Source organism: Rhodoferax sp. GT1R46, assembly GCF_056521285.1.
Genome location: NZ_JBWMBC010000016.1, coordinates 1 through 25,516, shown reverse-complemented (window position 1 = coordinate 25,516; position 25,516 = coordinate 1). Strand labels below are relative to the sequence as shown.

The 25,516-nt window shown below is 56.8% G+C and carries 30 protein-coding genes, 1 tRNA gene and 3 pseudogenes; 4 read left to right on the top strand and 30 right to left on the bottom strand.

Annotation, left to right across the window (positions count from 1 at the left end; translation table 11 throughout):
• Positions 1–115: 115 nt before the first annotated feature.
• The 6 genes and pseudogenes from AC097W_RS20805 to AC097W_RS20780 all read right to left on the bottom strand — a co-directional run.
• Positions 116–1,315, bottom strand: a pseudogene (locus AC097W_RS20805) (IS1182 family transposase); the annotation flags it as partial.
• Positions 1,316–1,395: 80 nt separating this feature from the next.
• A complete protein-coding gene (locus tag AC097W_RS20800) occupies positions 1,396–1,881 on the bottom strand; it encodes an NUDIX domain-containing protein (RefSeq protein ID WP_479604545.1) in 486 nt (161 codons plus the stop codon).
• A complete protein-coding gene (locus AC097W_RS20795; protein WP_479604544.1) occupies positions 1,878–2,756 on the bottom strand; it encodes an ATP-binding protein in 879 nt (292 codons plus the stop codon). Before AC097W_RS20795 ends, AC097W_RS20800 begins: the two co-directional genes overlap by 4 nt.
• A 6-nt stretch (positions 2,757–2,762) precedes the next feature.
• Positions 2,763–3,992, bottom strand: a complete 1,230-nt coding sequence (gene argJ, locus AC097W_RS20790) for a bifunctional glutamate N-acetyltransferase/amino-acid acetyltransferase ArgJ (RefSeq protein WP_479604543.1) — start codon at positions 3,990–3,992, stop codon at positions 2,763–2,765.
• 9 nt (positions 3,993–4,001) lie between these two features.
• Positions 4,002–6,767 (bottom strand): preprotein translocase subunit SecA, encoded by a 2,766-nt coding sequence (gene secA, locus AC097W_RS20785; protein WP_479604542.1) that lies wholly within the window; start codon positions 6,765–6,767, stop codon positions 4,002–4,004.
• A 143-nt stretch (positions 6,768–6,910) separates the two neighbouring features.
• Positions 6,911–7,915, bottom strand: coding sequence for a M23 family metallopeptidase (locus AC097W_RS20780; protein WP_479604541.1), 1,005 nt, complete (start codon positions 7,913–7,915; stop codon positions 6,911–6,913).
• A 28-nt stretch (positions 7,916–7,943) separates the two neighbouring features.
• On the opposite strand from AC097W_RS20780, the gene AC097W_RS20775 reads away from it, so the two are divergent.
• A complete protein-coding gene (locus AC097W_RS20775; RefSeq protein ID WP_479604540.1) occupies positions 7,944–8,258 on the top strand; it encodes a hypothetical protein in 315 nt (104 codons plus the stop codon).
• 23 nt (positions 8,259–8,281) lie between these two features.
• Here AC097W_RS20775 and AC097W_RS20770 read toward each other — a convergent pair.
• The 6 genes from AC097W_RS20770 to petA form a co-directional block, all read right to left on the bottom strand.
• Positions 8,282–8,357: transfer RNA gene (locus AC097W_RS20770), tRNA-Thr, on the bottom strand.
• 59 nt (positions 8,358–8,416) lie between these two features.
• Positions 8,417–8,887, bottom strand: a complete 471-nt coding sequence (locus AC097W_RS20765) for a ClpXP protease specificity-enhancing factor (protein WP_479604539.1) — start codon at positions 8,885–8,887, stop codon at positions 8,417–8,419.
• 18 nt (positions 8,888–8,905) lie between these two features.
• Positions 8,906–9,517, bottom strand: coding sequence for a glutathione S-transferase N-terminal domain-containing protein (locus AC097W_RS20760; RefSeq protein WP_479604538.1), 612 nt, complete (start codon positions 9,515–9,517; stop codon positions 8,906–8,908).
• Between the two features lie 109 nt (positions 9,518–9,626).
• The gene (locus AC097W_RS20755; protein WP_479604537.1) at positions 9,627–10,385 is read right to left on the bottom strand and encodes a cytochrome c1; all 759 of its coding nucleotides are present in this window, start codon (positions 10,383–10,385) and stop codon (positions 9,627–9,629) included.
• 18 nt (positions 10,386–10,403) lie between these two features.
• Positions 10,404–11,807 (bottom strand): cytochrome b, encoded by a 1,404-nt coding sequence (locus AC097W_RS20750; protein ID WP_479604536.1) that lies wholly within the window; start codon positions 11,805–11,807, stop codon positions 10,404–10,406.
• An 11-nt stretch (positions 11,808–11,818) separates the two neighbouring features.
• Positions 11,819–12,433, bottom strand: a complete 615-nt coding sequence (petA, locus tag AC097W_RS20745) for a ubiquinol-cytochrome c reductase iron-sulfur subunit (RefSeq protein ID WP_479604535.1) — start codon at positions 12,431–12,433, stop codon at positions 11,819–11,821.
• Between the two features lie 154 nt (positions 12,434–12,587).
• Between petA and mscL the strand changes: the two genes are divergently transcribed.
• A complete protein-coding gene (mscL, locus tag AC097W_RS20740; RefSeq protein ID WP_479604534.1) occupies positions 12,588–13,016 on the top strand; it encodes a large conductance mechanosensitive channel protein MscL in 429 nt (142 codons plus the stop codon).
• A gap of 50 nt (positions 13,017–13,066) precedes the next feature.
• Here mscL and pdxA read toward each other — a convergent pair whose 3' ends face one another.
• From pdxA to AC097W_RS20725, 3 genes are read right to left on the bottom strand one after another with little or no spacing between them, the layout of a single operon-like run.
• Complete coding sequence (pdxA, locus tag AC097W_RS20735; protein WP_479604533.1) at positions 13,067–14,137, bottom strand: 4-hydroxythreonine-4-phosphate dehydrogenase PdxA; 1,071 nt, start codon at positions 14,135–14,137, stop codon at positions 13,067–13,069.
• Between the two features lie 22 nt (positions 14,138–14,159).
• On the bottom strand, positions 14,160–14,948 hold the full coding sequence (locus tag AC097W_RS20730; protein ID WP_479604532.1) for a Nif3-like dinuclear metal center hexameric protein: 789 nt from the start codon (positions 14,946–14,948) through the stop codon (positions 14,160–14,162).
• On the bottom strand, positions 14,941–15,354 hold the full coding sequence (locus AC097W_RS20725; RefSeq protein ID WP_479604531.1) for a hypothetical protein: 414 nt from the start codon (positions 15,352–15,354) through the stop codon (positions 14,941–14,943). The genes AC097W_RS20730 and AC097W_RS20725 overlap by 8 nt, the downstream gene beginning before the upstream one ends.
• A gap of 91 nt (positions 15,355–15,445) precedes the next feature.
• Between AC097W_RS20725 and AC097W_RS20720 the strand changes: the two genes are divergently transcribed.
• Entirely contained in the window at positions 15,446–16,588 is a 1,143-nt protein-coding gene (locus tag AC097W_RS20720) for a S1C family serine protease (protein ID WP_479604530.1), read from the top strand.
• A 74-nt stretch (positions 16,589–16,662) separates the two neighbouring features.
• Here AC097W_RS20720 and tatC read toward each other — a convergent pair whose 3' ends face one another.
• The 14 genes from tatC to AC097W_RS20650 form a co-directional block, all read right to left on the bottom strand.
• Positions 16,663–17,454 carry a twin-arginine translocase subunit TatC gene (tatC, locus tag AC097W_RS20715; RefSeq protein WP_479604529.1) on the bottom strand — a complete coding sequence of 264 codons (792 nt, stop codon included), beginning with the start codon at positions 17,452–17,454 and terminating at the stop codon, positions 16,663–16,665.
• Positions 17,454–17,918 (bottom strand): Sec-independent protein translocase protein TatB, encoded by a 465-nt coding sequence (gene tatB / locus AC097W_RS20710; protein ID WP_479604528.1) that lies wholly within the window; start codon positions 17,916–17,918, stop codon positions 17,454–17,456. Before tatB ends, tatC begins: the two co-directional genes overlap by 1 nt.
• Positions 17,919–17,959: 41 nt before the next feature.
• The gene (tatA, locus tag AC097W_RS20705) at positions 17,960–18,202 is read right to left on the bottom strand and encodes a Sec-independent protein translocase subunit TatA (RefSeq protein ID WP_479604527.1); all 243 of its coding nucleotides are present in this window, start codon (positions 18,200–18,202) and stop codon (positions 17,960–17,962) included.
• 35 nt (positions 18,203–18,237) lie between these two features.
• Positions 18,238–18,624: a histidine triad nucleotide-binding protein gene (locus AC097W_RS20700; RefSeq protein ID WP_479604526.1), complete on the bottom strand. Its 387-nt coding sequence runs from the start codon at positions 18,622–18,624 to the stop codon at positions 18,238–18,240.
• A complete protein-coding gene (locus AC097W_RS20695; RefSeq protein WP_479604525.1) occupies positions 18,621–19,004 on the bottom strand; it encodes a DUF4870 family protein in 384 nt (127 codons plus the stop codon). Before AC097W_RS20695 ends, AC097W_RS20700 begins: the two co-directional genes overlap by 4 nt.
• Complete coding sequence (locus AC097W_RS20690) at positions 19,001–19,381, bottom strand: phosphoribosyl-ATP diphosphatase (RefSeq protein ID WP_479604524.1); 381 nt, start codon at positions 19,379–19,381, stop codon at positions 19,001–19,003. Before AC097W_RS20690 ends, AC097W_RS20695 begins: the two co-directional genes overlap by 4 nt.
• Before the next feature lie 4 nt (positions 19,382–19,385).
• The gene (hisI, locus tag AC097W_RS20685; RefSeq protein WP_479604523.1) at positions 19,386–19,775 is read right to left on the bottom strand and encodes a phosphoribosyl-AMP cyclohydrolase; all 390 of its coding nucleotides are present in this window, start codon (positions 19,773–19,775) and stop codon (positions 19,386–19,388) included.
• A gap of 84 nt (positions 19,776–19,859) precedes the next feature.
• A complete protein-coding gene (hisF, locus tag AC097W_RS20680; RefSeq protein ID WP_479604522.1) occupies positions 19,860–20,639 on the bottom strand; it encodes an imidazole glycerol phosphate synthase subunit HisF in 780 nt (259 codons plus the stop codon).
• The gene (gene hisA / locus AC097W_RS20675) at positions 20,639–21,379 is read right to left on the bottom strand and encodes a 1-(5-phosphoribosyl)-5-[(5-phosphoribosylamino)methylideneamino]imidazole-4-carboxamide isomerase (RefSeq protein WP_479604521.1); all 741 of its coding nucleotides are present in this window, start codon (positions 21,377–21,379) and stop codon (positions 20,639–20,641) included. Before hisA ends, hisF begins: the two co-directional genes overlap by 1 nt.
• A gap of 24 nt (positions 21,380–21,403) precedes the next feature.
• Positions 21,404–22,060 carry an imidazole glycerol phosphate synthase subunit HisH gene (hisH, locus tag AC097W_RS20670; RefSeq protein WP_479604520.1) on the bottom strand — a complete coding sequence of 219 codons (657 nt, stop codon included), beginning with the start codon at positions 22,058–22,060 and terminating at the stop codon, positions 21,404–21,406.
• A 66-nt stretch (positions 22,061–22,126) separates the two neighbouring features.
• Positions 22,127–22,756, bottom strand: coding sequence for an imidazoleglycerol-phosphate dehydratase HisB (gene hisB / locus AC097W_RS20665; protein WP_479604519.1), 630 nt, complete (start codon positions 22,754–22,756; stop codon positions 22,127–22,129).
• Entirely contained in the window at positions 22,753–23,925 is a 1,173-nt protein-coding gene (gene hisC, locus AC097W_RS20660) for a histidinol-phosphate transaminase (RefSeq protein ID WP_479604518.1), read from the bottom strand. The genes hisB and hisC overlap by 4 nt, the downstream gene beginning before the upstream one ends.
• Positions 23,926–23,940: 15 nt before the next feature.
• Positions 23,941–24,402 (bottom strand): PIN domain-containing protein, encoded by a 462-nt coding sequence (locus AC097W_RS20655; RefSeq protein ID WP_479604517.1) that lies wholly within the window; start codon positions 24,400–24,402, stop codon positions 23,941–23,943.
• Positions 24,395–24,619 carry a CopG family transcriptional regulator gene (locus tag AC097W_RS20650; protein ID WP_479604516.1) on the bottom strand — a complete coding sequence of 75 codons (225 nt, stop codon included), beginning with the start codon at positions 24,617–24,619 and terminating at the stop codon, positions 24,395–24,397. The genes AC097W_RS20655 and AC097W_RS20650 overlap by 8 nt, the downstream gene beginning before the upstream one ends.
• Before the next feature lie 122 nt (positions 24,620–24,741).
• Between AC097W_RS20650 and AC097W_RS20645 the strand changes: the two are divergent.
• Positions 24,742–25,341, top strand: a pseudogene (locus tag AC097W_RS20645) (Fic family protein); the annotation flags it as partial.
• 61 nt (positions 25,342–25,402) lie between these two features.
• Here AC097W_RS20645 and AC097W_RS20640 read toward each other — a convergent pair.
• A pseudogene (locus AC097W_RS20640) lies at positions 25,403–25,516 on the bottom strand (IS1595 family transposase); the annotation flags it as partial.

Genomic DNA, 25,516 nt, shown 5'->3' with positions numbered 1-25,516 from the left:
GGCCAGCACCGGGTAATTGAATGACTGAAGTGTGCACGTGTCCACCTTATTGAAGTGGACACCATGCTCCCAACTATTGCCGCCTCCAACAAGATGGGTTTGCCGCGCGCTTACGTTCAGCAATCCACTTGCGTTTGCGGTAGTCCCTTTTGCATTGCTCGCTTTCGAACTTGGCCGCCATCGCCACCGTGTGGGGGTAGCGCTGCGCATCCCTGGGCTTGGCAAGAACCTTGCCCTCACGCCCCAAGGCGATGACCAACTCGGTATCGGGCTGGGCGATTGCCAACTCGGCCATCACAGCCTCGCTGCGGTAGCCCGCGTCTGCCAAGGCTTGCGCGGCTACCGCGCCCGTGTTCGCCTTGACTGCGCTCAGCACCATAGGCAGTTGCTGTACATCCGAACTTGTGTTGACGACTTCGGCTGCCACGATGATGTGTGCGGTCTCATCCACTGCGGTTTGCGCGTTGTAGCTGTAGTCAAACCCGCCACCGGCGCGCTTCATGATGCGCGACTCGGGATCGGTAAAACTGTCCTGTGCCTTGGGCGCAGGGACGCCGAAGTCACGCTGATAGGGCTTGCCCCCTTTGGGCTTGCCATCCTTGTCCTTGGGCTTGCGTTCATCGTCAGCGGTGCGTCCGCGCTGTGTATCGCTTTGACGTTGACGTTCCTCCAAACGGGCCTTGGCCGCTTCAATCGCAGCCAGGCGCGCTTGCCGGCGTTCGATCTCGGCTGGGATATCCAGGTCGGGTTCGTTCTTCTCGGCCTCGTCGGTGCTGGCCGCCTTTTTTACCAATGCCGTGATCTGCGCTTTGAGCTCGATCTCAGCCGACTGCATGCGTCCGTAACTCATGGCCTTGTTGCGGCTGGCGTTGGCTTTGATCTTGGTGCCGTCCACAGCGATGGTGCCCAGCTTGACCAGTCCCATCTCACGTGCCAGGCGAACGACCTGGACAAACAGTTCAGTGAACTCGTTCAGGTGCAACGCGCGGAATTCGCGGATCGTGCGATGTGCCGGAAAGTTGTCCGCGCTCAGCACCCGAAACGCCACATCCTCGTGCAGCTTCTTGGCAATCTTGCGCGAGCTGAAGACGCCGGTGGCGTAACCGTAAATCAAAACCTTGACCATCATGGCCGGATGAAACGGCTGGTTGCGCGAACCACCGCCGGCGTAACGCGCATGAAAGGCGCTCAGGTTCAGGCTGTCCACGGTGTCGCTGATGAAGTACGCCAGGTGACCCTGCGGCAACCATTCCTCCAGCGAACAAGGCATCAGGTATTGCTGACCGGGTAAATATGGAACGTAGCTTGTGCTCATCCTCAATTAACGCGCCACCTCAATTGGCGTTGCTGGGGAGAACCCTAGCTTCTACCGCCCACACTCCTAGCCCGCGCAGACTATGCGTTGGAAGCTATGAAATGTGTAGCACCAATGTACTGTCGCTCTTGTGCGAGCCATTGCAGAACCGGTACGATTCCAGATAAAACAGGACTCACGTGCACCGGCAATTGAGCCCAAGCGAAAGACTGTTCCTCTCGCATCTGCAACGCACCAGACCACTTAATCACTTTGCAGAAATGAAGGCGAACCAGTGCGTGCGGATAGTCGACCATTTCGACTTTCCAGGGTACGGCGTCACCGATTTCGATACCGAGCTCTTCCTGCAATTCCCGTCGCAACGCCTGCTCAACGGTTTCACCGGCCTCAAGCTTACCCCCTGGAAACTCCCAGTAACCTGCATAGGCTTTGCCAGCAGGACGTGATGTCAATAGAAAACTCTTGTCCTCACGCAGCAGCACACCGACGGCCACGTCCACCACGGCCCTGTCCGTACCGCCTTGGCGGGCCGATTCCGGGTCGGCAACAAGCAAACGGCCGGTCATAGCGCGCTGGACTGACGCCCCGTGAAATCCCGAGCAAATTGCCAAGCCACACGTCCACTGCGTGACCCACGCTCCAACGCCCAGACCAGTGCCTCAGGGCGGGCAGCTGTAATCTGCGCAGCGTCAACACCCAATGCTGAGAGCCACTGGGCAACAATCTGCAAATACTCATCCTGATTGAACGGGTAAAAGCTTACCCACAAGCCAAAACGCTCCGACAGGGAGATTTTCTCTTCAACCACCTCACCGGGATGCACCTCACCATCTGCGGTGTGGGTGTAGCTCAGGTTTTCGGCCATGTATTCAGGCAAGAGATGGCGGCGATTGCTGGTAGCGTAGACCAGCACATTGGCGGTTGCGGCCGACACAGAACCATCCAGCACCGATTTCAAAGCCTTGTAACCCGGCTCGCCTTCGTCAAAGCTCAGGTCATCACAAAAGACAATGAATTTTTCCGGCCGCGGGGCGACCAGATCAACGATATCCGGCAAATCGACCAGCTCGGATTTATCAACCTCGATCAATCGAAGGCCTTGCGCAGCGTAAGTATGCAGACATGCGCGAATCAGTGACGACTTTCCGGTGCCTCGTGATCCCGTGAGCAATACATTATTGGCGGGCAAGCCACGGACAAACTGCTCGGTATTGCGCTGAATTTTTTCCTTTTGGATATCAATTTCCCTGAGATCATCGAGACTGATGGCGCCAATATGGCGCACCGCTGACATGACACCCTGCCCCGAGGAACGACGGCGGTAGCGAAAGGCAATCGATGCATTCCAGTCCGGCTGCTCGAGCGTGTGAGGCAGCGCGGACTCAATGCGCTCCATCAACTTTTCGGCACGCGCCAGAAACGCGATCAAAGGATCATTCATATCGAGTCAAGAACGGTAGTCGGCGTTAATGGTCACATAGTCGTGACTCAGGTCACATGTCCACACGGTGTCGGCGGCAGTGCCACGCCCCAGCACTACCCGCACGGTAATTTCATTTTGTTTCATGACCCGTTGTCCGTCTTCTTCCCGGTAAGCCGGATTGCGACCGCCCCGCGTAGCCACGTGCACATCGTCCAGAAAGAGCTCAATACCACTCTGCTCCAGATCGTCGATACCGGCGTAGCCGACGGCAGCCAAGATACGCCCCAAGTTCGGGTCGCTGGCAAAAAATGCAGTTTTGACCAGTGGGGAATGCGCAATGGCATAGGCGACCTTGCGACACTCACCAGCGTCACGGCCACCCTCCACCTGAATGGCGATGAACTTGGTCGCGCCCTCACCATCTCTGACAATGGCTTGGGCCAGATTCCGGGCCACGCCCAGCATGGCCATTTTCAGAGCTACCCCCTCTGGACTCGTCAACGAGTCAACCACAGCGTTACCCGCCTTGTTGGACGCGATGATCACCAGCGAGTCATTGGTAGAAGTGTCACCATCCACCGTGACACGGTTGAAAGACCCCTCTGCCAGCTCCAGTGCCAGCGCCTGCATCACTGACTGACTCACGCATGCGTCAGTGGCAATGAAGCCCAGCATGGTAGCCATGTTGGGGCGGATCATGCCCGCACCTTTGCTGATGCCGGTGATGCACACCGACTTGCCTCCGATGGCGACTTTGGCGCCAAAGGCCTTGGGCACCGTATCGGTGGTCATGATGCCTTCGGCAGCACGCAACCAGTTTTCGGGCTTTGCGTCAGCTATGGCAGAAGCCAGGCCGGCCTCGATTTGATCAATTGGCAGCGGCTCCATGATCACGCCCGTCGAAAACGGCAAAACCTGCTCAATCGTGATACGTAACTGCTGCGCAAGCGCAGAACAGGTGCTGCGGGCCCGCGCTAAACCATCGGCACCGGTGCCGGCATTGGCATTGCCTGTATTGATCAGCATGGCCCGAATACCCTGCCCGCTCGCCAGATGCTGACGACAAATCTGCACGGGCGCTGCACAAAACCGATTGGTGGTAAACACGCCCGCCACAGAAGCGCCCTCATCCAGCAATACCACCGTCAGGTCCTTGCGACCCACTTTACGTACTCCTGCTTCAGTTACGCCAATGCGAACACCGGCGATAGGAAACAGTGTGTCAGGATCCGGAGCGGGCAAATTGACGGGCATCGTTGTCTTTCAGGCCAGTTTTCCGTGGCATTGCTTGTATTTTTTTCCACTGCCACAGGGACAAGGGTCATTGCGTCCAACCCGGGGCACCTGATCCGCAGCCGCCAGCGAGGCGTCGCGCACGGTTTCCAGGTCTACGGTAGTTTCCACTTCGCCCGTCTCTGTCGGCGCGCTGTAAGTCACATTGGCAATGCTCTCGCCACGACTTTCCATGGCATCAGCCGCTTGCTCAAGCTGCTCATTGGACTGGATTTTTACCGTCATCAACACTTTGGTAACGTCGTTCTTCACCGAGTCCAGCAACTGCCCAAATAGCTCAAAGGCCTCGCGCTTGTATTCCTGTTTGGGCTGCTTTTGGGCATAGCCCCGAAGGTGGATGCCTTGTCGCAAATAGTCCAGTGAACTCAAATGGTCGCGCCAATGGCTGTCAATGCTTTGGAGCAGGACCATCCGTTCAAACTGGGTGAAATTCTCTGTTCCAACGTGTTCAACCTTTGACTTGAATAAGGCGTGTGCCGCTTCGGTCACCGTGACCAACAAATCCCCATCCGTAATGGCATCGGCCGCCTGCACCTGCTTTTGCAGGTCCAGATCTATCTGCCACTCATCCGCGAGTACCTTTTGCAGCCCCTGGACGTCCCACTGCTCCTCGACCGATTCGTCTGGAATGTACTGATGTACCAGGTCATGAAAGCACCCCTCGCGCAGCGAAGCAATTTGAGCACTCAAGTCCTGGGCATCCAAAATTGCATTGCGCTGCTGGTAGATCACCTTGCGCTGATCGTTGGAGACGTCGTCGTATTCCAGCAACTGCTTACGCATGTCAAAGTTGCGGGCTTCCACCTTGCGCTGTGCACTTTCAATGCTGCGCGTCACGATGCCCGCTTCAATAGCTTCGCCATCGGGCATTTTCAGCCGATCCATGATGGCTTTAACCCGGTCACCCGCAAAAATGCGCATCAGTGCATCGTCCAGGCTCAAGTAGAAGCGCGAAGACCCGGGGTCACCCTGGCGGCCCGACCTACCGCGTAACTGATTGTCGATGCGGCGTGACTCGTGCCGCTCGGTTGCAATGATCCGCAAGCCGCCGAGCGCCTTCACCTTTTCATGCTCGACGGACCACTGGGTGCGCAAATCCACAATTTGCTGCTGCTGGGCCGCTGCATCCAGCGTGTCGTCGGTCTCCACTGCTTCGATCGCTTTCTCCAGGCTACCGCCCAACACGATGTCGGTGCCCCGACCTGCCATGTTGGTAGCAATGGTGATCATTTTGGATCTGCCTGCCTGAGCCACGATTTCCGCCTCACGCGCATGCTGCTTGGCATTGAGCACTTGATGGGGCAGCTTTTCCTTGTCGAGCAATTGGGAAATAATTTCTGAATTCTCGATCGACGTCGTACCTACCAACACCGGTTGTCCCCGCTCATAGCATTCCCGGATGTCCTGGATTGCAGCCTCGTACTTCTCGCGCGTGGTTTTATAAATGCGATCGAGTTGGTCTTCCCGGCGGCTGACGCGGTTGGGAGGCATAACAATGGTCTCCAGACCATAGATTTCCTGAAACTCGTAAGCTTCGGTGTCTGCTGTACCGGTCATGCCCGCCAACTTGCCGTACAGGCGGAAGTAGTTCTGAAACGTGATGGACGCCAGCGTCTGATTTTCTGCCTGAATGGCAACACCTTCCTTGGCCTCCACCGCCTGGTGCAATCCGTCGCTCCAGCGGCGCCCCGTCATCAGGCGCCCAGTAAACTCGTCGACGATGATGATTTCCCCCTGCTGCACCACATAGTGCTGGTCCCGGTGATACAGGTGGTTCGCCCGTAATGCGGCATACAGGTGATGCATCAGGGTGATGTTCGAGGGGTCATACAAAGATGAGCCGGAAGGGATCAATCCCATTTCCGCAAAAATGCGTTCTGCGCTTTCGTGCCCTTGCTCGGTCAGGAAAACCTGGTGGGTCTTCTCATCCAGGGTAAAGTCACCTGGCTTGGTTACGCCCTCGCCTGTTCGGGGATCGGCCTCACCTTCCTGCAACTCCAGTGCAGGTATCGCCTTGTTGATGGCCAGGTACATTTCGGTGTGGTCTTCGGCCTGACCACTGATGATGAGCGGAGTACGCGCCTCATCAATCAGAATGGAATCAACCTCGTCCACGATGGCGTAGTTCAGCCCGCGCTGCACGCGGTCTGCCACTTCATAAACCATGTTGTCACGCAAGTAGTCGAAACCGTACTCGTTATTGGTTCCGTAGGTAATATCCGCACTGTAGGCTGCCTGCTTTTCCTCTCGGGGCATTTGCGGCAAGTTAATGCCCACTGTCAAACCCAGAAAGTTGTAGAGACGCCCCATCCAGCGTGCATCACGGCTGGCAAGGTAGTCATTCACCGTCACCACATGCACCCCTTTACCCGTCAAAGCATTCAGGTAAACAGGCAAAGTAGCGGTCAGGGTTTTACCTTCACCGGTTCCCATTTCGGAAATTTTCCCGTTGTGCAGTGACATACCGCCCAGCAACTGGACGTCAAAGTGACGCATCTTCATTACCCGTTTTGATCCCTCCCGCACAACGGCGAAGGCTTCGGGCAGGATGTCATCAAGCGATTCACCCTTGACCAAACGGTCTTTGAATTCTTGTGTTTTGGCGCGCAGCCCGTCGTCGGTCAGCGTCTCAAACTGGGCCTCCAGCGCATTGATGCGCGCAACCCCGACTCGATACTGTTTGAGCAAGCGATCGTTGCGACTGCCGAAGATTTTGGTAAGTATGTTGATGGCCATGAATGCAAGACGGGCCTGTGTCCCACATGGGCTCACAGAACAGCGCAGTCCTTTTTTCTAGTCTGGATAAGATGGGGCCATTCCTGTGAATTCCAGCCCCAATCAAGGGACAGGCCGACACCAGAAAAGCCAAAGTGGTGATTTTACCGTTGCCCGGGAGGTAGGAGACCAGATGCTATTTTTTGGTTTGCTGCCGTCGCCAACGATGGCGACTTGCCTTGCGCCACCTGACCAACAGTCAGATTTTTGCCTGCATTGAGAAACTTTTGCGGATCCTGGGGGACGCCCTGCACCAGCACTTCAAAATGGAGATGCGATCCGGTGGACCGCCCAGTGTTGCCCACTTCCGCGATCCGTTGCCCCCGTTTGATTAAGTCGCCTTTTTTTACATACACCCGAGATGCGTGTCCATAGCGGGTGATCAAGTCATTGCCGTGATCCACTTCGATCATGTTGCCGTACTCGGGATGAAATTCCTGTGTGACGACCACGCCGCCAGCCGCAGCATGGATGGCGGTGCCTGGCATCGCGGGGAAGTCGAGTCCCGTGTGCAAAGCCGATCTCCCCGTGATGGGATCAATGCGCCAACCAAACACAGAGCCCAAGTTGGCATTGACAACCGGCGTCTGCGTCGGAACCATCATGTTCCTGATTTTTTGCTCAAACAAACGACTTTCCATCACCGCCATAAGGTCAGTACGCTGACCTGCCAACTGGTCCAGTTGCTGCAAAGTGATCTGCAATTCTTCCATCGACAAGTCCCGACCCGGCACCAGCATTCCACCTTGCCCGGGCTTGATCTTTATATCCGCTGGGTTGACCCCTGCCAAACCGGAAACACGTTCACCAAGAGACTCCAGTTGCAGCATCTTCGCCTGCATTTCACCGACGCTTTTTGCCATGACTTCAATGTTTTCACGCATGAAACGGTCTCGCTGGGCAAACTCATCCTTCACCACCAGTTTCACCAGCGACCCAATCACTGGCCAGCCCTCGCGTGCGCCTTTGACAAACACCCAGTGGTAGAGGCCCGCTGATATCAGCATCAAACCAAATGAAAGGCCAAGGAGGGCCAGGATGAGCTTGGTGCCGCTCAAATGAAAAGCGCGACTTTTAGCGAGCCACGTATCCGTGATAATCAATTGCACTGAGAACCCTCCACGCAAATATCAGGTCATGAACCGTCGAAATCACTCAATAACACTGCTGCAGGCCACGCAGGAGTCGCCGACGCTATCTCGTCTGGCAGACCTTGCAACCGAGTCATTTGCACGACTAAAAGCCATTGAAACACTTATTCCGGCAGCACTGCGATCTGCCGTCAGAGCAGGCCCCATTGAAGGAACTGTCTGGTGTCTGATACTTGACAACAACGCTGTTGCCGCAAAAGTCCGCCAGATCTTGCCCTCCCTGGAATCACATCTGAGAGCCAAGGGATGGGAAGTCAGCGCGATTCGACTTAAGGTTCAAACATCGCATCCTTCCAATTGAAGGATGCAGCAGTGCGCGAGAAATGGTGCCGATTATCGGATTCGAACTGATGACCTACCGCTTACAAGGCGGTTGCTCTACCAACTGAGCTAAATCGGCACGTCTCAAATTTTACATCAGCGATTGCACCTCAACGGCGCACGCCAAAGAAAATCCAATTATTTGATACGCGTTAGTGATGGCTTCCCCGCGCCCGACGGACGCGGCGCACCAGTCCCACCATCATCAGGCGGACTGACAACACTGGCCAAAGTGGTCGCCTTGGGCTCCACCGGATGCGCGCCGCGTGGCCCACCACCAGCGGTGGCTAACATTGGAAATGCCATGCCCTGACCATTTTCACGAGCGTAGATAGCCAACACCCGATCTACGGGCACCAGGATATCCCGGGCAACCCCTCCAAAACGGCCCTTGAACTCGATGAATTCATTACCGAGATTGAGGGAACTCGTCGCATCAAAACTGACATTCAACACGATTTCACCGTCTTTAACGAACTCGTTGGGAACCCGCACCGAATCATCGACGAGCACCGCAATAAACGGAGTAAAACCGTTGTCCGTGCACCACTCGTACAACGCCCGGATCAGATACGGGCGTGTTGAACTGGAGTCTCTTGCATCAATCATGGCAGGGTGCGAAAAAAATTACTTCCGCATCACTTTTTCCGACGGCGTCAATGCTTCGATATACGCAGGACGCGAGAATATCCGCTCGGCATACTTCAACAACGGCGCGGCATTCTTACTGAGATCGATGCCATAAAAATCAAGGCGCCAGAGCAACGGTGCAATAGCCACATCCAGCATGGAAAAATTATCACCCAGCATGTATTTGTTTTTCAGAAATACCGGGGCCAACTGGGTCAAACGATCACGAATATGGGCACGCGCTTTCTCAAGTGCCTTCTCATTGCCCTTGGAAGTCCGTGCTTCAAGAGTTGAAACATGCACAAAAAGTTCTTTTTCAAAGTTGAGCAAGAACAGTCGCACCCGCGCGCGGTCAACAGGATCACCAGGCATCAACTGGGGATGCGGAAAACGCTCGTCAATATATTCATTGATGATGTTCGACTCATAAAGAATCAGGTCACGTTCCACCAAAATGGGAACCTGTCCATAAGGATTCATGACGTTGATGTCCTCGGGCTTGTTGTACAAGTCCACATCGCGGATCTCGAAATCCATGCCTTTTTCAAACAAGACAAACCGGCAGCGGTGGGAAAAGGGGCAAGTTGTTCCTGAATACAGAACCATCATGGCGAAAGACTCCTAAAAATTAAAAAGAGTGGGTTGCTCAAAGCGAACCCACTCCGAAGCCATCAAGCTGCCTACCTCAGGGCAAGCAACCTGATCGCACAAGAACCTATTACTTGATGTCTTTCCAGTACGCCGCATTGAGACGCCACGCAAAGAATGTCATCACCAGCAAGAAGAGCATGACTCCAAAACCTACGCGGATCCGGTTGTTTTGGGCTGGTTCCGCCATCCATTGCATGTAGCTCACCAAGTCACCCACCGCCAAGTCGTATTGTGCTGGTGTCATGGTTCCAGGGGCCAATTGCTCCCAGCCCTTGAAGATGTGCACCTCGTGGCCGTGCTCAGTTATGGTTTCATACACAGGTGCCCGTTTTCCTTGCAACTCCCACAAGGCGTGTGGCATGCTCACATTGGGGAATGCCAAATTATTCCATCCGGTTGCTTTTGTGTCATCCGGGTAAAAAGTTCTCAAGTAGGTATAGATATAGTCAGAACCAGTTCCCATGCCGGCCGCTGAACGCGAACGCGCAATCACTGTCAAGTCAGGTGGATTGGCACCAAACCAAGCCTTGGCTTGACGTGGATCGATTGCCGACTTCATGGTTTCACCAACTTTTTCCGTCGTGAAGAGCAGATTGTCTTTAATCTGCTGCTCGGACAGCCCAATGTCTTTCAGGCGATTAAAGCGCATGAAAGCTGCAGAGTGGCAGTTTAAGCAGTAATTGACGAATAACTTAGCGCCATTTTGCAGGGCGGCCAAATCATTGGTTTTGTTCGGCGCCTTGTCCCAGGCGATGCCGCCGGTAGCGGCTTGGGCGCTCACCACAAAGCCCAGAGCCGCAATCAGAGTCAACAGTATTTTTTTCATGTGCGTAATCTCCGGCTCTCAGTGTGCAGTGAAATTGACACGGGTCGGCACCGGCTTGGTGTGACCCAAACGACTCCACCAAGGCATCAGGAGGAAAAATCCAAAATAGAACAAGGTGCCGACCTGCGACACTCGCTCTCCGATAGCCGAAGGTGGTTGCGTACCCAGATAAGCCAGGATGACGAAATTGATCACAAAAACACCGTACATGTATTTGTGCCAGTCTGGCCTGTAACGAATTGATTTGACCGCGCAGTTGTCCAGCCAAGGCAGGAAGAACAATATAACGACGGCGCCACCCATGGCGACCACACCCCAGAATTTTGCGTCAATCGAAAGCATCATCGCCACTACGACCGCAGCACCACCCAAAATCACACCTTTGAAGATGGCGGGCATCTTGAACTTGACGACGCTCAGCAGAGCCCCACCCAGCACGCAGGCAATCAGGACATACACCATTTCGCCGGTGATAGCACGCAACATGGAGTAGTACGGCGTGAAGTACCAGACCGGTGCAATGTGCAACGGTGTCTGCAGTGGATCAGCAGGTATGAAGTTGTTGTACTCCAGGAAATAGCCACCGAACTCCGGCGCAAAGAAAATGATGGCGGAGAAGACCATCAGGAACATGCATACAGCAAAAATATCATGCACCGAGTAATAAGGGTGAAACGGAATTCCGTCCAGAGGTACGCCGTCGGGTCCCTTGGTGGCCTTGATCTCGATTCCATCCGGGTTGTTGGAACCCACATCATGCAGGGCCATCAAGTGGGCAACCACCAAGCCCAGCAAAACCAGTGGCACAGCGATCACGTGGAAGCTGAAGAAGCGGTTCAACGTCGCGTCACCAACCACATAATCACCGCGGATCAGCAAAGCCAGATCCGGACCAACGAATGGCACGGCAGCAAACAGATTCACGATAACCTGCGCGCCCCAATAGCTCATCTGCCCCCACGGCAGCAAATAGCCCATGAAAGCTTCAGCCATCAAGCACAGGAAAATCGCGCAACCGAAGATCCACACCAATTCGCGCGGTTTACGGTAACTGCCATAAATCAAACCACGGTACATGTGGAGATAAACAACCACAAAGAACATGGACGCACCGGTGGAGTGCATATAGCGAATCAACCAGCCCCACGGCACATCCCGCATGATGTATTCAACCGAACCAAACGCCAAGGCGGCGTCAGGCTTGTAATGCATCACAAGGAAAATACCAGTCACGATCTGAATGACCAGAACCAACATGGCCAAAGAACCAAAGATATAGAAAAAATTGAAATTCTTGGGCGCGTAGTACTCCGACATGTGTACGCGGTAAGCGTCAAATGCCGTGGGCAAACGATTCTCAAACCAATTGGTGAGCTTCGCACCTGCCGACGCGTTGGGGGAAACTTCCTTGAAATCAGCCATGTCTATTTTCCTCAGGCTTTCTTGTCTTCACCGATCAGCACCTTGCTGTCGGACAGGTACATGTGCGGAGGCACCTCAAGGTTGTCTGGCGCGGGCTTGTTCTTGAAAACCCGTCCAGCCAAATCAAAGGTAGAACCATGGCAAGGGCACAGGAAGCCACCTAGCCAGTCGTTCGGCAATGAGGCCTGCGGGCCCGGCTGAAACTTGTCCGAAGGAGAGCATCCCAAGTGCGTGCAAATACCCACCGCAATGAAAAACTCTGGCTTGATTGAGCGACCTTCGTTTCGCGCATAGACGGGGGTAAATTCGTCAGGCTTGCGCTTGGACTCTGGGTCTGCCAACTGATTGGTGTCCTTGGAAAGCGAAGCCAGTTGCTCCGGCGTACGACGCAGAATCCACACGGGTTTGCCACGCCACTCCACAGTGACTTTCTCACCCGGCTTCAAACCGGAAATATCCACTTCTACCGCTGCGCCAGCCGCTTTGGCTCGCTCCGACGGTTGAAATGTACTGACAAAAGGCACAGCCACAGCGCCAACGCCAACCGCGCCAGCGCAGGTGGACGCGATCAACCAGGTTCGCTTACTGGAGTCGAACTTCTGGGTGTCGACAAGGGTTTCACTCATGAGAATCCTCAATGAACATCACTACTAGGGGAAGCCGTCATTGTAGCCGACGGGCAAAGTGTGGATTAATACCGCTGCGCCTGAGATCGCGCGCTTGACCGATGATTATTGTCAGAGATACTCGTGATCTTTCAACTTACAGGAGGATGTGACCATGGGAATGATGCAGGAATTTAAGGAATTTGCCGTTAAAGGCAATGTGATGGACCTAGCTGTAGGTGTCATCATTGGCGGCGCTTTTGGCAAGATTGTTGACTCGGTCGTTGCTGACCTGATCATGCCGGTGGTTGGCATGATCTTCGGCAAGCTCGATTTTTCAAATTTATTCGTGGTTCTGGGCCAAGTCCCGGCGGGTACGGGTGCAACGCTCGCTGATCTGAAAAAAGCCGGCGTTCCGGTGTTTGCCTACGGTAACTTCATTACGGTTGCGGTCAACTTTGCCATATTGGCGTTCATCATCTTCTTGATGATCAAACAGATGAACCGGTTGAAGAAAGAGGCTCCTGCTGCGCCAGCAGCACCGGTGGTCACTCCGGAAGATGTGATTTTGTTGCGCGAAATTCGCGATAGCCTGAAGAAATAAGCCACTTGGAGCTGATTACGAAACCCGCCGTTTTGCTACTGCGGGTTTTTTTATGCGTGCGCCCCGGCAGAAAGCGCACGCGCAACCCGGATCGCCTCCAGAAGACTGGACGCATCGGCGAGCCCAGATCCAGCTATATCAAACGCCGTTCCGTGGTCCGGACTGGTGCGCACCAGCGGCAAACCCAAGGTGACGTTGACGCCTTTTTCCACACCCAGGTATTTGACGGGTATCAACCCCTGATCGTGGTACATGGCTACCACCACATCGAATTCGCTGGCCACTCCAGGCTTCAGACGTGCGCGCATGAAAATCGTATCGGGCGCCCAGGGACCACTGACATCGCAGCCCTCCTGGCTCGCCGCATGGATCGCTGGGCTGATGATGTCGAGTTCTTCTCTGCCAAACAAGCCTCCTTCGCCCGCATGCGGGTTGAGTCCTGCCAGGGCAATGCGCGGCACCCGCCCCAGAATCCGTGACAAAGCGGCATGGGTAATTCGCACAGTCTGCAGGACGTTTTCGAAAGTCACTGCCTCAATCGCATCCCGCAATGACATATGGATACTCACCAGCACCGTCCGCAACTCGTCATTGGCCAGCATCATGCGGACGGGCACGTCTGATACGGACTTTCCCAGGTGGCGCGCCGCCCGGTCCTGCAACATCTCTGTATGGCCGGGAAACCGGTCATAAGGGTCGCCAGCAGCTGAGAGCGCCTCCTTATGCAGAGGAGCCGTCACGATGGCGCACACCTGCCGACTGAGCGCGGCGTCTGCCCCCCAGAGGACACATTGCCCGGCAAAGGCACCCGCAACCTTGCTGACCCTTCCCCAACCCACTGGCGCCAGCGCCTCTGCGACCTGCAGAACTGCAATGCAGTGGGGCGGTACATCCATCGCCTGTGCGGGAGACGTGATCACCGCCACAGGCAGTGCAATTTGACCGGCTCGCACGACAACGCTTGCCGCGCGGCGCATGGTGCCGACATCACCCGCAACAAAACACCCGCGCAACAGTGCCGGCTGTTCGCGAAAAGCCTTCGCAATAATTTCCGGGCCGATTCCTGCCGCATCGCCCATGGTGATGGCTAGCGGCTCCAAGCTGTCGATTTCTTGTTTCATGGTGCGTTGCAAGTCACCCCGCTCAGGCGGGGTTGTCAATATCAATGAAAGTGTGCTCCAGCCCGAACCGTTCGGCAACATGGGCAGCGACCGCGGGGGCGCCATATCGCTCCGTGGCATGGTGCCCGCAAGCAAGAAACGAGACGCCACACTCCCTAGCGAGATGGGCTTGGGGTTCGGAAATCTCTCCGGTGATGAACGCGTCCGCGCCAGCGGCGATGGCAGCCTCAAAATAGTTTTGCGCCCCCCCGGTACACCAAGCGACGCGCCGCACCGGACCCGACTTTCCCGGCACCAGGAGTACGGATCGACCCAAGACTCGCTCTACGTGACCCGCAAGCGCCTGCGCATCGGCAAATGCAGGCTCGACTTCTCCCGCGGAATCAGCCAAACCAGCCATCGCCGGCACCCCCAGCCAGCCCAATTCCTGCTCTCCAAACCGCCCTGTCGGCTGCAATCCCAACAGGATTCCCAGCTGCGCGTTATTGCCCATTTCCGGGTGTGCATCCAGCGGCAAATGGTAAGCAAAGAGATTGATGTTGTTCGCCAGCAAAAGCGCCAGTCGCTTGCGCAGCCATCCAGTCACCCGGCCGTCATATCCCCGCCAGAACAGTCCGTGGTGCACAAAAATCGTGTCCGCTCCGGCCGCTATAGCGGATTCAATCAGGGACAGGCTGGCGGTCACGCCGGAGACGATCTTTCTCACCTGCTGGACACCCTCGACCTGCAAGCCGTTGGGGCAATAGTCTTTGAAACGCTCGGGTTGAAGCAAAGCATCCAACGAGACCTGCAATTCCTGGCGATCAATCATGGGTAGTGGCCTTCGCATCATCGGAGAAGTCAAGGGAGTCGGCCATGGTCGCCGCCGCCATAGGTGCCGGTTCGAGACTGCTGTCACAACCCACGCCCGCTGCAATCCACCGTAACGCGAGACTACGCAGCAATGGTGCCGTCGGTCTTGCCAGCCAGCGCAGGGCGTGTGGCAGAGAACGCTCCAGAGTCTCCTGCGGGGTGACTATTGCGCCACACCGGTATTGGTGGCTCGCCTCTTGCCAGTGCAGCGCCCTGCAAGCGCCTCTGCGCTGACCCGACAGCATCACGCCCAACGGGCAGGGCTCAGCAAGGCAGCAAACGCCGCATCCGTTGCATGCAGCGCCCTCCAGCGGTTTTGTGGGCGCCTGTGGCTGGATATGAATGATGGTTGGGTAGCTGGCCATGTAAGACCTGCAAATGTACCGCGGCAAGCCATGCCGCCTACAATTTCGCTAACGGTTGCAAACTGTGCATGCAGCCCCATCTGGAAATCCAATGAAAAGACTCTGGCTGCTTTTTTCCCAAACCGCTACGGTGCTGTTGGCGGCGTACTTTGTCGTCGCCACGCTCAAACCCCAATGGGTCGGGCACAACACCTCGCTATCTGGCGCCATTGCGCTCATTGAAGCGCCCGCCGTAAATCCCGGCGACGTGCCTCCGGGCAGTTATCGCATCGCAGCGCAGAAGGCCTCCTCCGCGGTGGTGAGCATTAACACCAGCAAGGCCGCGCGCAAGAACCCCAATAGCAATGACCCCTGGTTCAAGTTTTTCTTCGGAGAACAAGGAAACGAACCCCAGGCAGGCTTGGGCAGCGGCGTGATCGTGAGCCCTAGCGGCTATATCCTGACCAACAACCATGTGGTTGATGGTGCTGACGAAATCGAAGTCGTGCTGAACGACAGCCGAAGTGCCCGCGCCAAGATCATTGGCACCGATCCAGACACGGACCTGGCCATTCTCAAAATTGAACTCGACAAGCTCCCGGTCATCGTGCTGGGTAATTCGGACGCCGCGCAGGTGGGAGACCGGGTTTTGGCCATTGGAAACCCCTTTGGCGTGGGTCAAACCGTCACCAGTGGCATCGTCAGTGCGTTGGGCCGCAACCAGCTGGGAATCAACACATTCGAAAATTTCATTCAGACCGATGCCGCTATCAACCCTGGTAACTCCGGCGGTGCGCTGGTCGATATCAATGGCAACCTGTTGGGAATCAACACCGCCATTTACTCGCGTTCAGGCGGCAATATGGGCATTGGCTTCGCCATTCCGGTGTCCACCGCCAAACTGGTGTTGGAGGGAATTGTGAAAGACGGACAAATCACCCGCGGCTGGATTGGCGTGGAGCCCAACGACTTGTCACCCGAGCTGGCAGAAACGTTTGACGTCAAGACCAAGCGCGGTGTCATCATTACCGGCGTGCTCCAGAACGGCCCTGCGGCCCAGGCTGGTATTCGCCCAGGAGATGTCATCGTTCAGATTGCGAACCAGCCGGTTGTCGATGTAACCCAGTTGCTGGCGCAGGTTTCAGCGCTCAAGCCGGGAACGCCTTCGCGCTTTTCCATTGAGCGCAAGAACCAGCCCCTGGAACTGGAGGTCACCCCCGGCGTGCGTCCGAAACCCCGGCAGGTCGATCGTTAACTATTATTTTCATAGCACCCCAGCCATATCCAGCGGGGGCTCGCGGCATTTATCTTCCGCGTGGCTAGAACCGACTAGGGCTGACCAGCCGGCGCCTCTTCCGGTGGCGCCTGTGTGTGTTTGATGAAGATCTGCGCGGACCAGATGCCAATTTCATACAAAAGGCACATGGGCACCAGCAGGGCCAGCATGGACACCGGATCAGGTGGCGTCACCACTCCGGCAACGGCTGCTGCACCCACCACGAAATAGGCACGATATGACTTCAATTGGGCCACTGTCACCAGATTCATGCGCGCCAAAATCACCACGGCAATAGGCACCTCGAATGCCACGCCAAAGGCGATGAACATCGTGATCACGAAGTCCAGATACGCATCAATATCCGGACTGACAGCCACGGATGAAGGTGCCATCCGCTGAATGGCCGGAAAAGCCTGCCCAAAAACAAAGAAGTAGCAAAAAGCCGCTCCGGTGTAAAACAACAGCGTACTGGCAACCACCAGCGGCATGACCAGCTTCTTTTCATGCTTGTACAAACCGGGCGCCACAAAAGCCCAAACCTGGTACAGCACCCAAGGAAGCGCCAAGCCAAAAGCGGCCAGAACGGTTACCTTGATAGGCACCAGAAACGGTGACACGACGCCCACCGCAATCATGCGGGAACCTTCGGGTAAGGATTTGACCAATGGCATGGCCATCAGGTCATACAAATGCGAAGGGCCGGGGAAAAACGCCAGCACGGCAAAGATGGCACCAACACCGTATATGCAATACAGCAAACGGTCGCGCAACTCCATCAGGTGATGAACGAATGGTTGCTCTGTTCCGCCGAGGTCGTCTGGGGGAGTTTTGTTATCGGCCATCAGTTCATTTTTTGAGGGCGGAACCGGGCAACGCGTGCGGCACCCGATAGCGCCTTGGTACGCACACCCGCGCGCGCCTTGTACCAGTGAGGGGTTGCCCCCTGTTTCAGACGCCAGTTCTTTTTGGGATGCCGGTATTGCGGGACGCCGAGCGAAGAATCGCCCAACGAGGGAGTCGATGCGGTATCGGTCGCCTCGGCCCAGCTTTTCTCGAAATCACTGGCGCTGGTCTGGATGGAGTTCTCCACATCCCGCGCCGCGCTTTCGACGGTGTCTTTCATCTTCCGGAGCTCATCGAGCTCCATGGATCGGCTGACCTCGGCTTTGACGTCCGCCAGATAGCCCCGTGCACGACCCATCAGCGTGCCGATCGTACGTGCCAGCCCGGGCAGACGCTCCGGGCCAATCACAACGAGAGCAATAGCGCCAATGATGGCGATCTTGGTGACGCCGATGTCAAGCATGGAGAAGCTCTGTCAGAACGGACTGCAACGGGAAACCGTGATCAGCTCTTGATTTTTGCTTCAACATCAATCGTGGATTTGGCATCCGTTTTTTCAGACGTCACGATGGCCGTAGGAGGCGTCTCGGCGGTTTTTTCCGCAGTAGTACTACCGTCCTTCATGCCGTCCTTGAACCCCTTGACGGCGCCGCCCAGGTCAGATCCGATGTTCCGGAGTTTTTTGGTTCCGAAGATCACGATGATGATGACCAGAAAAATAATCAGATGCGTAGTAGAAAAGCCCATGGCTAACTCCTTGGTAATAACAACATTTTAGACCCTCACCCGCGCAGCCACGGACGCGGCCCGCCCATCACGTGAAAGTGCAGATGGTTCACTTCCTGTCCGCCTTCGGCTCCCGTATTGGTCACCATTCGAAATCCGCCCTCGGGGTACGGATTGCAGCCTTCCTGCAGCGCCAGCTTTGGCACCAGCGCCATCATGCGCCCCATCAACCCCACGTGCTCCGCACTGACTTGCGCCATGGACGGGAGGTGCAACTTGGGAATAATCAGGAAATGCACCGGCGCCCAAGGGTGGATATCATGAAAAGCAAAAAGTTCATCATCTTCGTACACAACGCGCGACGGAATCTTGCCGGCGGCGATCTTGCAGAACAGGCAATCGCTGGAGTGATCGCTCGCTTGGTCCTTTACCGGTGCATTCATGCCGCAGTCTCCATGGGCAGTCCTTTGTTCATCGCAACCATGCCACTCACAATACGGTAGAGGAACCAGACAGAAATCACCGTCCAGGCAATCCACCCCGGCACGAACAACAAAAGCCACAAAGGCGCGGTCACCAGATACAGCGCACCGGCGATCAACACGGTGCGAATACGCCACCGGAAATGCGACGCATGCCACGTGCCCTCGGCCTCGGAGCGCTTCACCAGATCGATGACGAGCGCCACGATCAATAACATCGGGCCAAACTGGCCACCTGGAACCAATGCGCCTATGGCTACGATCAAATGCAGCACATAGCTGATGGTGCCCACCGTATTGAGCGACTTTAATTTTTCAAGATTGGTCTGATCGTCGTTCATTTGGAGTCCTCTTCGCGCGCCAGCACCTTGCGCATGGCTTTTTCTTCAATGCCGCTGGTGCCTTCACGGCGCTCCAGTTCAGAAACCACATCCCCCGGTGTCAGCCCGTAATGCGCTAGTGCGATCATGCAGTGAAACCACAAATCGGCCACTTCGCCCACCAGTTTGGCCTTGTCTCCACCGTGGTCGGCGTCTTTGGCCGCCATGACGACTTCGGTCGCTTCCTCGCCAATCTTCTTCAGAAAAGCGTCCGGGCCTTTGTGCAACAGGCGCGCGACATAGCTGGTAGCCGGGTCACCGCCGTTGACGACCTTGCGCGTCTCGATGACGGCGGCCAGACGCGCCAGCGCGTCGGATGAGTTCACAGTAGATGTCATGGGCCTATTTGTAGATGCTTTGCGGGTCTTTCAAGACCGGGTCGACACTTTGCCAGACTCCATCTTTCAAAACGCTGAAGAAACAGCTGTGGCGCCCGGTGTGGCACGCAATTCCAGGCTCGTGCCCCAACTGGGTCACCTTGAGCAAAATCACGTCGTTATCGCAGTCCACGCGGATTTCATGCACCGTCTGCACGTGGCCGGACTCTTCGCCCTTGAACCACAGTTTGCCCCGCGAACGGCTGAAATACACCGCGCGACCCAGCTCGGCCGTCTTTTGCAGGGCTTCGCGGTTCATCCACGCAAACATCAGCACGTCGTTCGTGCCTTGCTCTTGGGCGATCACCGGCACCAGGCCTTTGTCGTCCCATCGAATGTTGTTCAGCCAGTTCATCGGAGAATTGTCGGTGATTTGGAGTTGCTATTGAATCGATAGCTGCTTGCGCAGCATCCACGGGGGCTAGAGCCCTAAAACACCTTACATTCGCACCGGAATGCCGCGCTGTGCCATGCAGGCCTTGGCCTGACCCACCGTGAATTCACCGTAGTGGAAGATGCTGGCGGCCAACACGGCGTCGGCGCCACCCAGGGTGATGCCATTGGCCAAGTCTTCGAGCGTGCCCACACCGCCGGAGGCAATGACCGGCACACTGATCGCATCACTCACCGCGCGGGTTAACGCCAGGTCGAAGCCGGATTTGGTGCCATCGCGGTCCATGCTGGTCAGCAGAATCTCGCCTGCGCCCCGGCGCGCCATCTCAGTGGCCCAGGCCACGGCATCCAGCCCGGTGTTTTTGCGCCCGCCATGGCTGTAGACGTCCCATCCCTCTCCGCGCGCCATCATGTCATCGCCAAAGCGGCGTTTGGCGTCAATGGCCACCACAATGCATTGCGCGCCATATTTGGCAGATGCATCTTCAATGACCTGCGGGTTGGAAATGGCCGCTGAATTGAAACTCACCTTGTCCGCTCCGGCGTTGAGCAGGCGACGCACATCGGCCACTTCACGCACACCGCCACCGACAGTGAGGGGAATGAACACCTGCGAAGCCACGGCCTCGATGATGTGCAATATCAGGTCGCGCCCGTCGCTGGTGGCGGTAATGTCCAGAAAGGTGAGTTCGTCGGCGCCCTGCGCGTTGTAGCGCGCCGCAATTTCCACCGGATCTCCGGCATCACGCAGCTCGACAAAGTTGACGCCTTTGACCACGCGGCCACCGGTCACATCCAGACAGGGAATAATTCTTTTGGCCAGCATCAGCCGTTCAATTCATCAGCCCGCTCTTGCGCAGCGACAAAATCCAGATCACCGCTGTAAATCGCGCGGCCGCAAATGACGCCTTGCACACCGTCGTCTTCGACGGCGCACAGGGCTTCGATGTCGGCCATATTGCTCAAACCACCGGATGCAATCACCGGAATGGTGAGCGCCTGGGCCAGCTTGACCGTGGCTTCGACATTGATGCCGCTGAGCATGCCGTCGCGTCCAATATCGGTATAGATGATGGACTCGACGCCGTAGTCTTCAAACTTTTTGCCGAGGTCGATGACATCGTGCCGGGTAAGTTTGCTCCAGCCATCGGTCGCCACTTTTCCATCGCGTGCGTCCAGACCCACGATGATGTGGCCGCCAAACGCGGTGCACGCGTCCTGCAAAAAACCGGGATTCTTAACCGCCGCCGTGCCGATGATGACGTAGCGCAGGCCGGCGTCCAGATAGCGCTCGATGGTGTCCAGGTCACGGATACCGCCACCCAGCTGCACGTCCACCTCGCTGCCCACCGCCTTGAGAATCTTGCGAATGGCCATTTCGTTCTTGGGGTGCCCCGCGAATGCGCCATTCAGGTCCACCAGGTGCAGTCTGCGCGCACCCTTGTCCACCCAACTGCGGGCCATGACGCCCGGGTCTTCGCCAAAGGTGGTGGATTGGTCCATATCGCCCTGTTTGAGGCGCACACAGTGACCGTCTTTTAAATCGATAGCGGGGATGAGAAGCATGGTGTCAGCGAGAACCGATAGGTTTCAGGGTTTCCAGTGGAGGAAGTTGCGGTAGAGAGCCAGACCGTGGTCGGCACTTTTTTCGGGGTGAAACTGGGTAGCGAAAATATTATCGCGCGCAATGGCGGCAGAAAAACGCGCGCCGTAGTCGGACTCGCCGACGCTGTGGCGTGCATCTGACGGTCGGGCGTAGTAACTGTGCACAAAATAGAAGTAGCTGCCGTCCGGCACATCACCCCACACGGGGTGTCTTGCTGTGCCCTGGCCCGCCTGGTAGACCTGATTCCAACCCATTTGCGGCACCTTGTAGCGGCTGCCGTCGGGCTGCATCTGGCCCTGCAAATCAAATTTGACCACCTCGCCGGGTATCAGACCCAAGCACGGTGTGTCCAACTCTTCGCTGTGGTCCAGCAGCATTTGCATGCCCACACACACCCCCATCAGGGGTTTGTGGGCGGCGGCATGCATGACGGCACCGAACATGCCGGACTCATGCAACTCGTGCATGCAATCACGCATGCCACCTTGACCGGGCAGCACCACCCGATCGGCGGACATGACCTCGGCCGGGGTACGGGCCCAGACCACCTCGACGCCAGCGTCGGCCGCCACATGCATCACGGCCTGGGTGACTGAGCGCAAATTGCCCATGCCGTAGTCCACAACCGCCACCTTTTTCATGCTACAAATTTCATAGCGGCTTGCGCATCATTAATGGGGGCTGGACACATGATTCGTATCATAACGTTACAGAGAGCCTTTGGTGGAGGGGATGGTACCCAACGCGCGCGGGTCCAGCTCCAGTGCAGCGCGCAACGCACGGGCAAAGGCCTTGAAGACGGTTTCCGCCTGGTGGTGGGCGTTTTCGCCCTTGAGGTTGTCAATGTGCAGCGTCACAAAGGCGTGGTTCACAAAGCCCTGGAAAAACTCGTGCACCAGCTGGGTGTCCAGGGCGCCGATCATGCCGCTCTTGAACGGCACGTCCATCACCAAACCTGGGCGACCCGAAAAGTCGATCACCACGCGTGACAATGCTTCATCCAGCGGCACGTAGGCGTGGCCGTAGCGACGGATACCTTTCTTGTCGCCAATGGCCTGGTGCACGGCCTGGCCGAGGGTGATGCCCACGTCTTCCACGGTGTGGTGGCCGTCAATGTGCAAATCGCCCTCAGCTTCAATGTCGAGGTCGATCAGGCCATGGCGGGCAATCTGGTCCAGCATGTGGTCGAAAAAGCCAATGCCGGTGGACAGGCGGGCCTGGCCAGTGCCATCCAGATTGACCTTGACGCGAATGCGCGTCTCGGCGGTGTTGCGGTTGACCTCCGCCACGCGGGGGGTTGCGATCACAGGCACTTCGGTCAGCGGGTAGTTCGTCATAGAGATTCTTTCAGGGCGGTGAGCAACTGCAGGTTTTCGTCGGCGGTACCGACCGTCAGGCGCAAACAGTTGGCCAGCAATGGGTGCATTTTAGAAACGTTCTTGACCAGAATGCCGCGCGCCTTGAGCCCGTCGAACACTTTTTGGGCTTTTTCGCCCCCGTCGTCACCCTTTGCCAGGATGCGGACGAGGATCATATTGGCATCGCTGTCCCACGCCTTGACCTCGGGCATGGTGCGCAGCACTATCAAAAGCATAGCGCGCTGCGCCCGTATTTGCTCGGCTTGCGCGGCAAACACGTCCTGATGCGCCAGCGCAAATAGTGCGCATTCGTAGTTGAGCACGCTGATGTTGTAGGGCGGGCGCACCTTGTCCACCTGGGCGATCAGCTCTTGGTTGCCCATCATGTAACCAATGCGCACGCCCGCCAGACCGAACTTGCTCATGGTGCGCATCAGCAGCACATGGGCGTTATCCGCTGGGTTGGCGCGGATCACGTCCAGGTAGGTGCGGCTGGAAAACGGCTGATACGCCTCGTCCACCGCCACAATGCTGCCCGCGGCACCCGCTGCGGCAATCACACGCGCCATGGCGCCGGCGTCCCACAGGTTAGCCGTGGGGTTGTTGGGGTAAGCCAGATAAACGATCGCGGGCTGGTGCTCGGCAATGGCGGCCACCATGGCGGCCTCATCCAGCGCGAAGTCTTCCGTCAAAGGCACGCCGACAAAATCGAGCCCCTGCAATTGCGCGCTCATGGCGTACATCACAAAACCGGGCACTGGTGCCAAAACCACCGGTTTTTTGCCGCCGGGTGCCGCGGGCACGTCGCAGGCCAAGGCCAGCAGGCTGATCAGCTCATCCGAACCGTTGCCCAGCATGATGTCAAAGCCCGCGGGCATGTTGGCATGGGCTGCCAGCGCGCGGCGCAGGTCGTTTACCCGGCCATCGGGGTAGCGGTTGAAGGCCAGTGCGCCCAGACGCTTACCCAACTCTTCTTGCAACTCGGGGGGCAGGCGGTGCGGATTTTCCATCGCATCGAGCTTGACCATGCCAGCGGAGTCTTGCACCGCGTAGGCGTGCATGGACTGCACGTCCTGGCGGATGCGGCGCTGGATCAAGGCGCTCACAGTGGAATCCGCACCAGGAGAAGATGTGTTGCCAGTCGTCATGTGGATAGTCTTGTTTTAGTCTGCCAGCGCCAGCTCGGCAGGCGTGATGAGAAAGGGGTTGAGCAGGGTGACGCTGTCAATCTGCTGCGGGGGCAGCGCTGTGGTGAGCACATGGCTGGCACCGCTTTGCGCGGCCGATGCCACCATCAGCGCGTCCCAGTAGGGCAGTCCGAAGCGGGCTTCCACGCCCCAAGCGGTTTCCAGTGTGCGTTGGTCCACCTGCCAGGGTTGCCACAGTTGCAGGCGGCGCAGCTTGGCGCGCGCATCACCTTGCGGCATGCCAAAGATTTGGGTCGCCGCCACGTAGTAGGCATTGAGTACCTGTGTGCTCACCCGCCCTGCCCTGTGCTGCCACAAGGCTTGCATCCATTCGCGGGCGCGAATCTGGGCAGTGGCGTCATGCGCGTCATCTGCTGCCAGCAGCACACCGGTGTCCACAAAAACAAGGGGGCCAGAAGCCTGCAGCGCACTAGCCATTGGCAGGCTCCCGCGGCGGGTAGGCCCGGCCACCCGAATCAAACCCCGAGGTATCTGCCACCCATTCGCGCTGCGCGCGGGCAAAGGCATCGTCAAATTGCATCTTGTCGGTGAGCATCTCTCCCACCAGCCGCGACACGCTGGTGTTGCGCTTGGCCGCTTCAATACGCACCCACTCAAGCGTGGCGTCTTCGACGGTGATGGTGACATTTTTCATCTTGATTGCAGTTTACACGAAATTCGTGTTGCACGAAGTTCGTGGCATACACTTTAATCCCAGCACAATTGATTAAAGAATGCTTTAATTAAAGTCGGCGACATTCAATAACCCTTTAAACCATGCAACGAACCACTGGCTCCACCATCACTTGCACCACCCTGGGTGAATTGGTCCGCGCATTTGTACCCTACCCTTTGCCGCCCTCCAATCCGGTGCTCGCACCGGAGGCCTTTGCAACGCTGAACCATCAGGCCGAGGTAGCACTGGCGCGCTTGTCCGGGGTGACCGGTCTGGTGCCATCCGTCGAATGGCTGCTTTACAGCGCTATCCGCAAGGAAGCACTACTGACTTCTCAAATTGAAGGGACACAAGCAACGCTGACCGACCTGTTTGACAACGAAGCTGGCTTCACCATCAGCAACACCGACGACGTGGAAGAAGTCACCAACTACTTGCGCGCCTTTCGTATCGTGCAAGACAATTTGCGTGACCCCAAGGGCTTGCCGATTAGCACACGCCTGCTGTGCGAAGCCCACCGCCTGTTGCTCAGTGGTGCGCGTGGCGCTGGCAAACAACCGGGCGAATTGCGACGCTCGCAAAACTGGATCGGTGGCACTCGCCCCGGCAATGCAGTCTTTGTGCCACCGCCGGCAGAAAACGTCGCGGCGCTGCTGGGCCAAGTGGAGCAATTTATCCACGACCCAACTTCGCCCCTGCCCCCGCTGGTAAAGATCGCGCTGGTCCACGCCCAGTTCGAAACCATTCACCCGTTTCTGGAGGCTATGTCACAGTTAAATGTGGAAATTTCCCAAGAGCCATGGCCAGGACGGCTTCCCGAGAGTTGGCGTGGTGGTTGTCCAGGGAACGAAACCAGCCCAGGTAATTGTCTAGGTA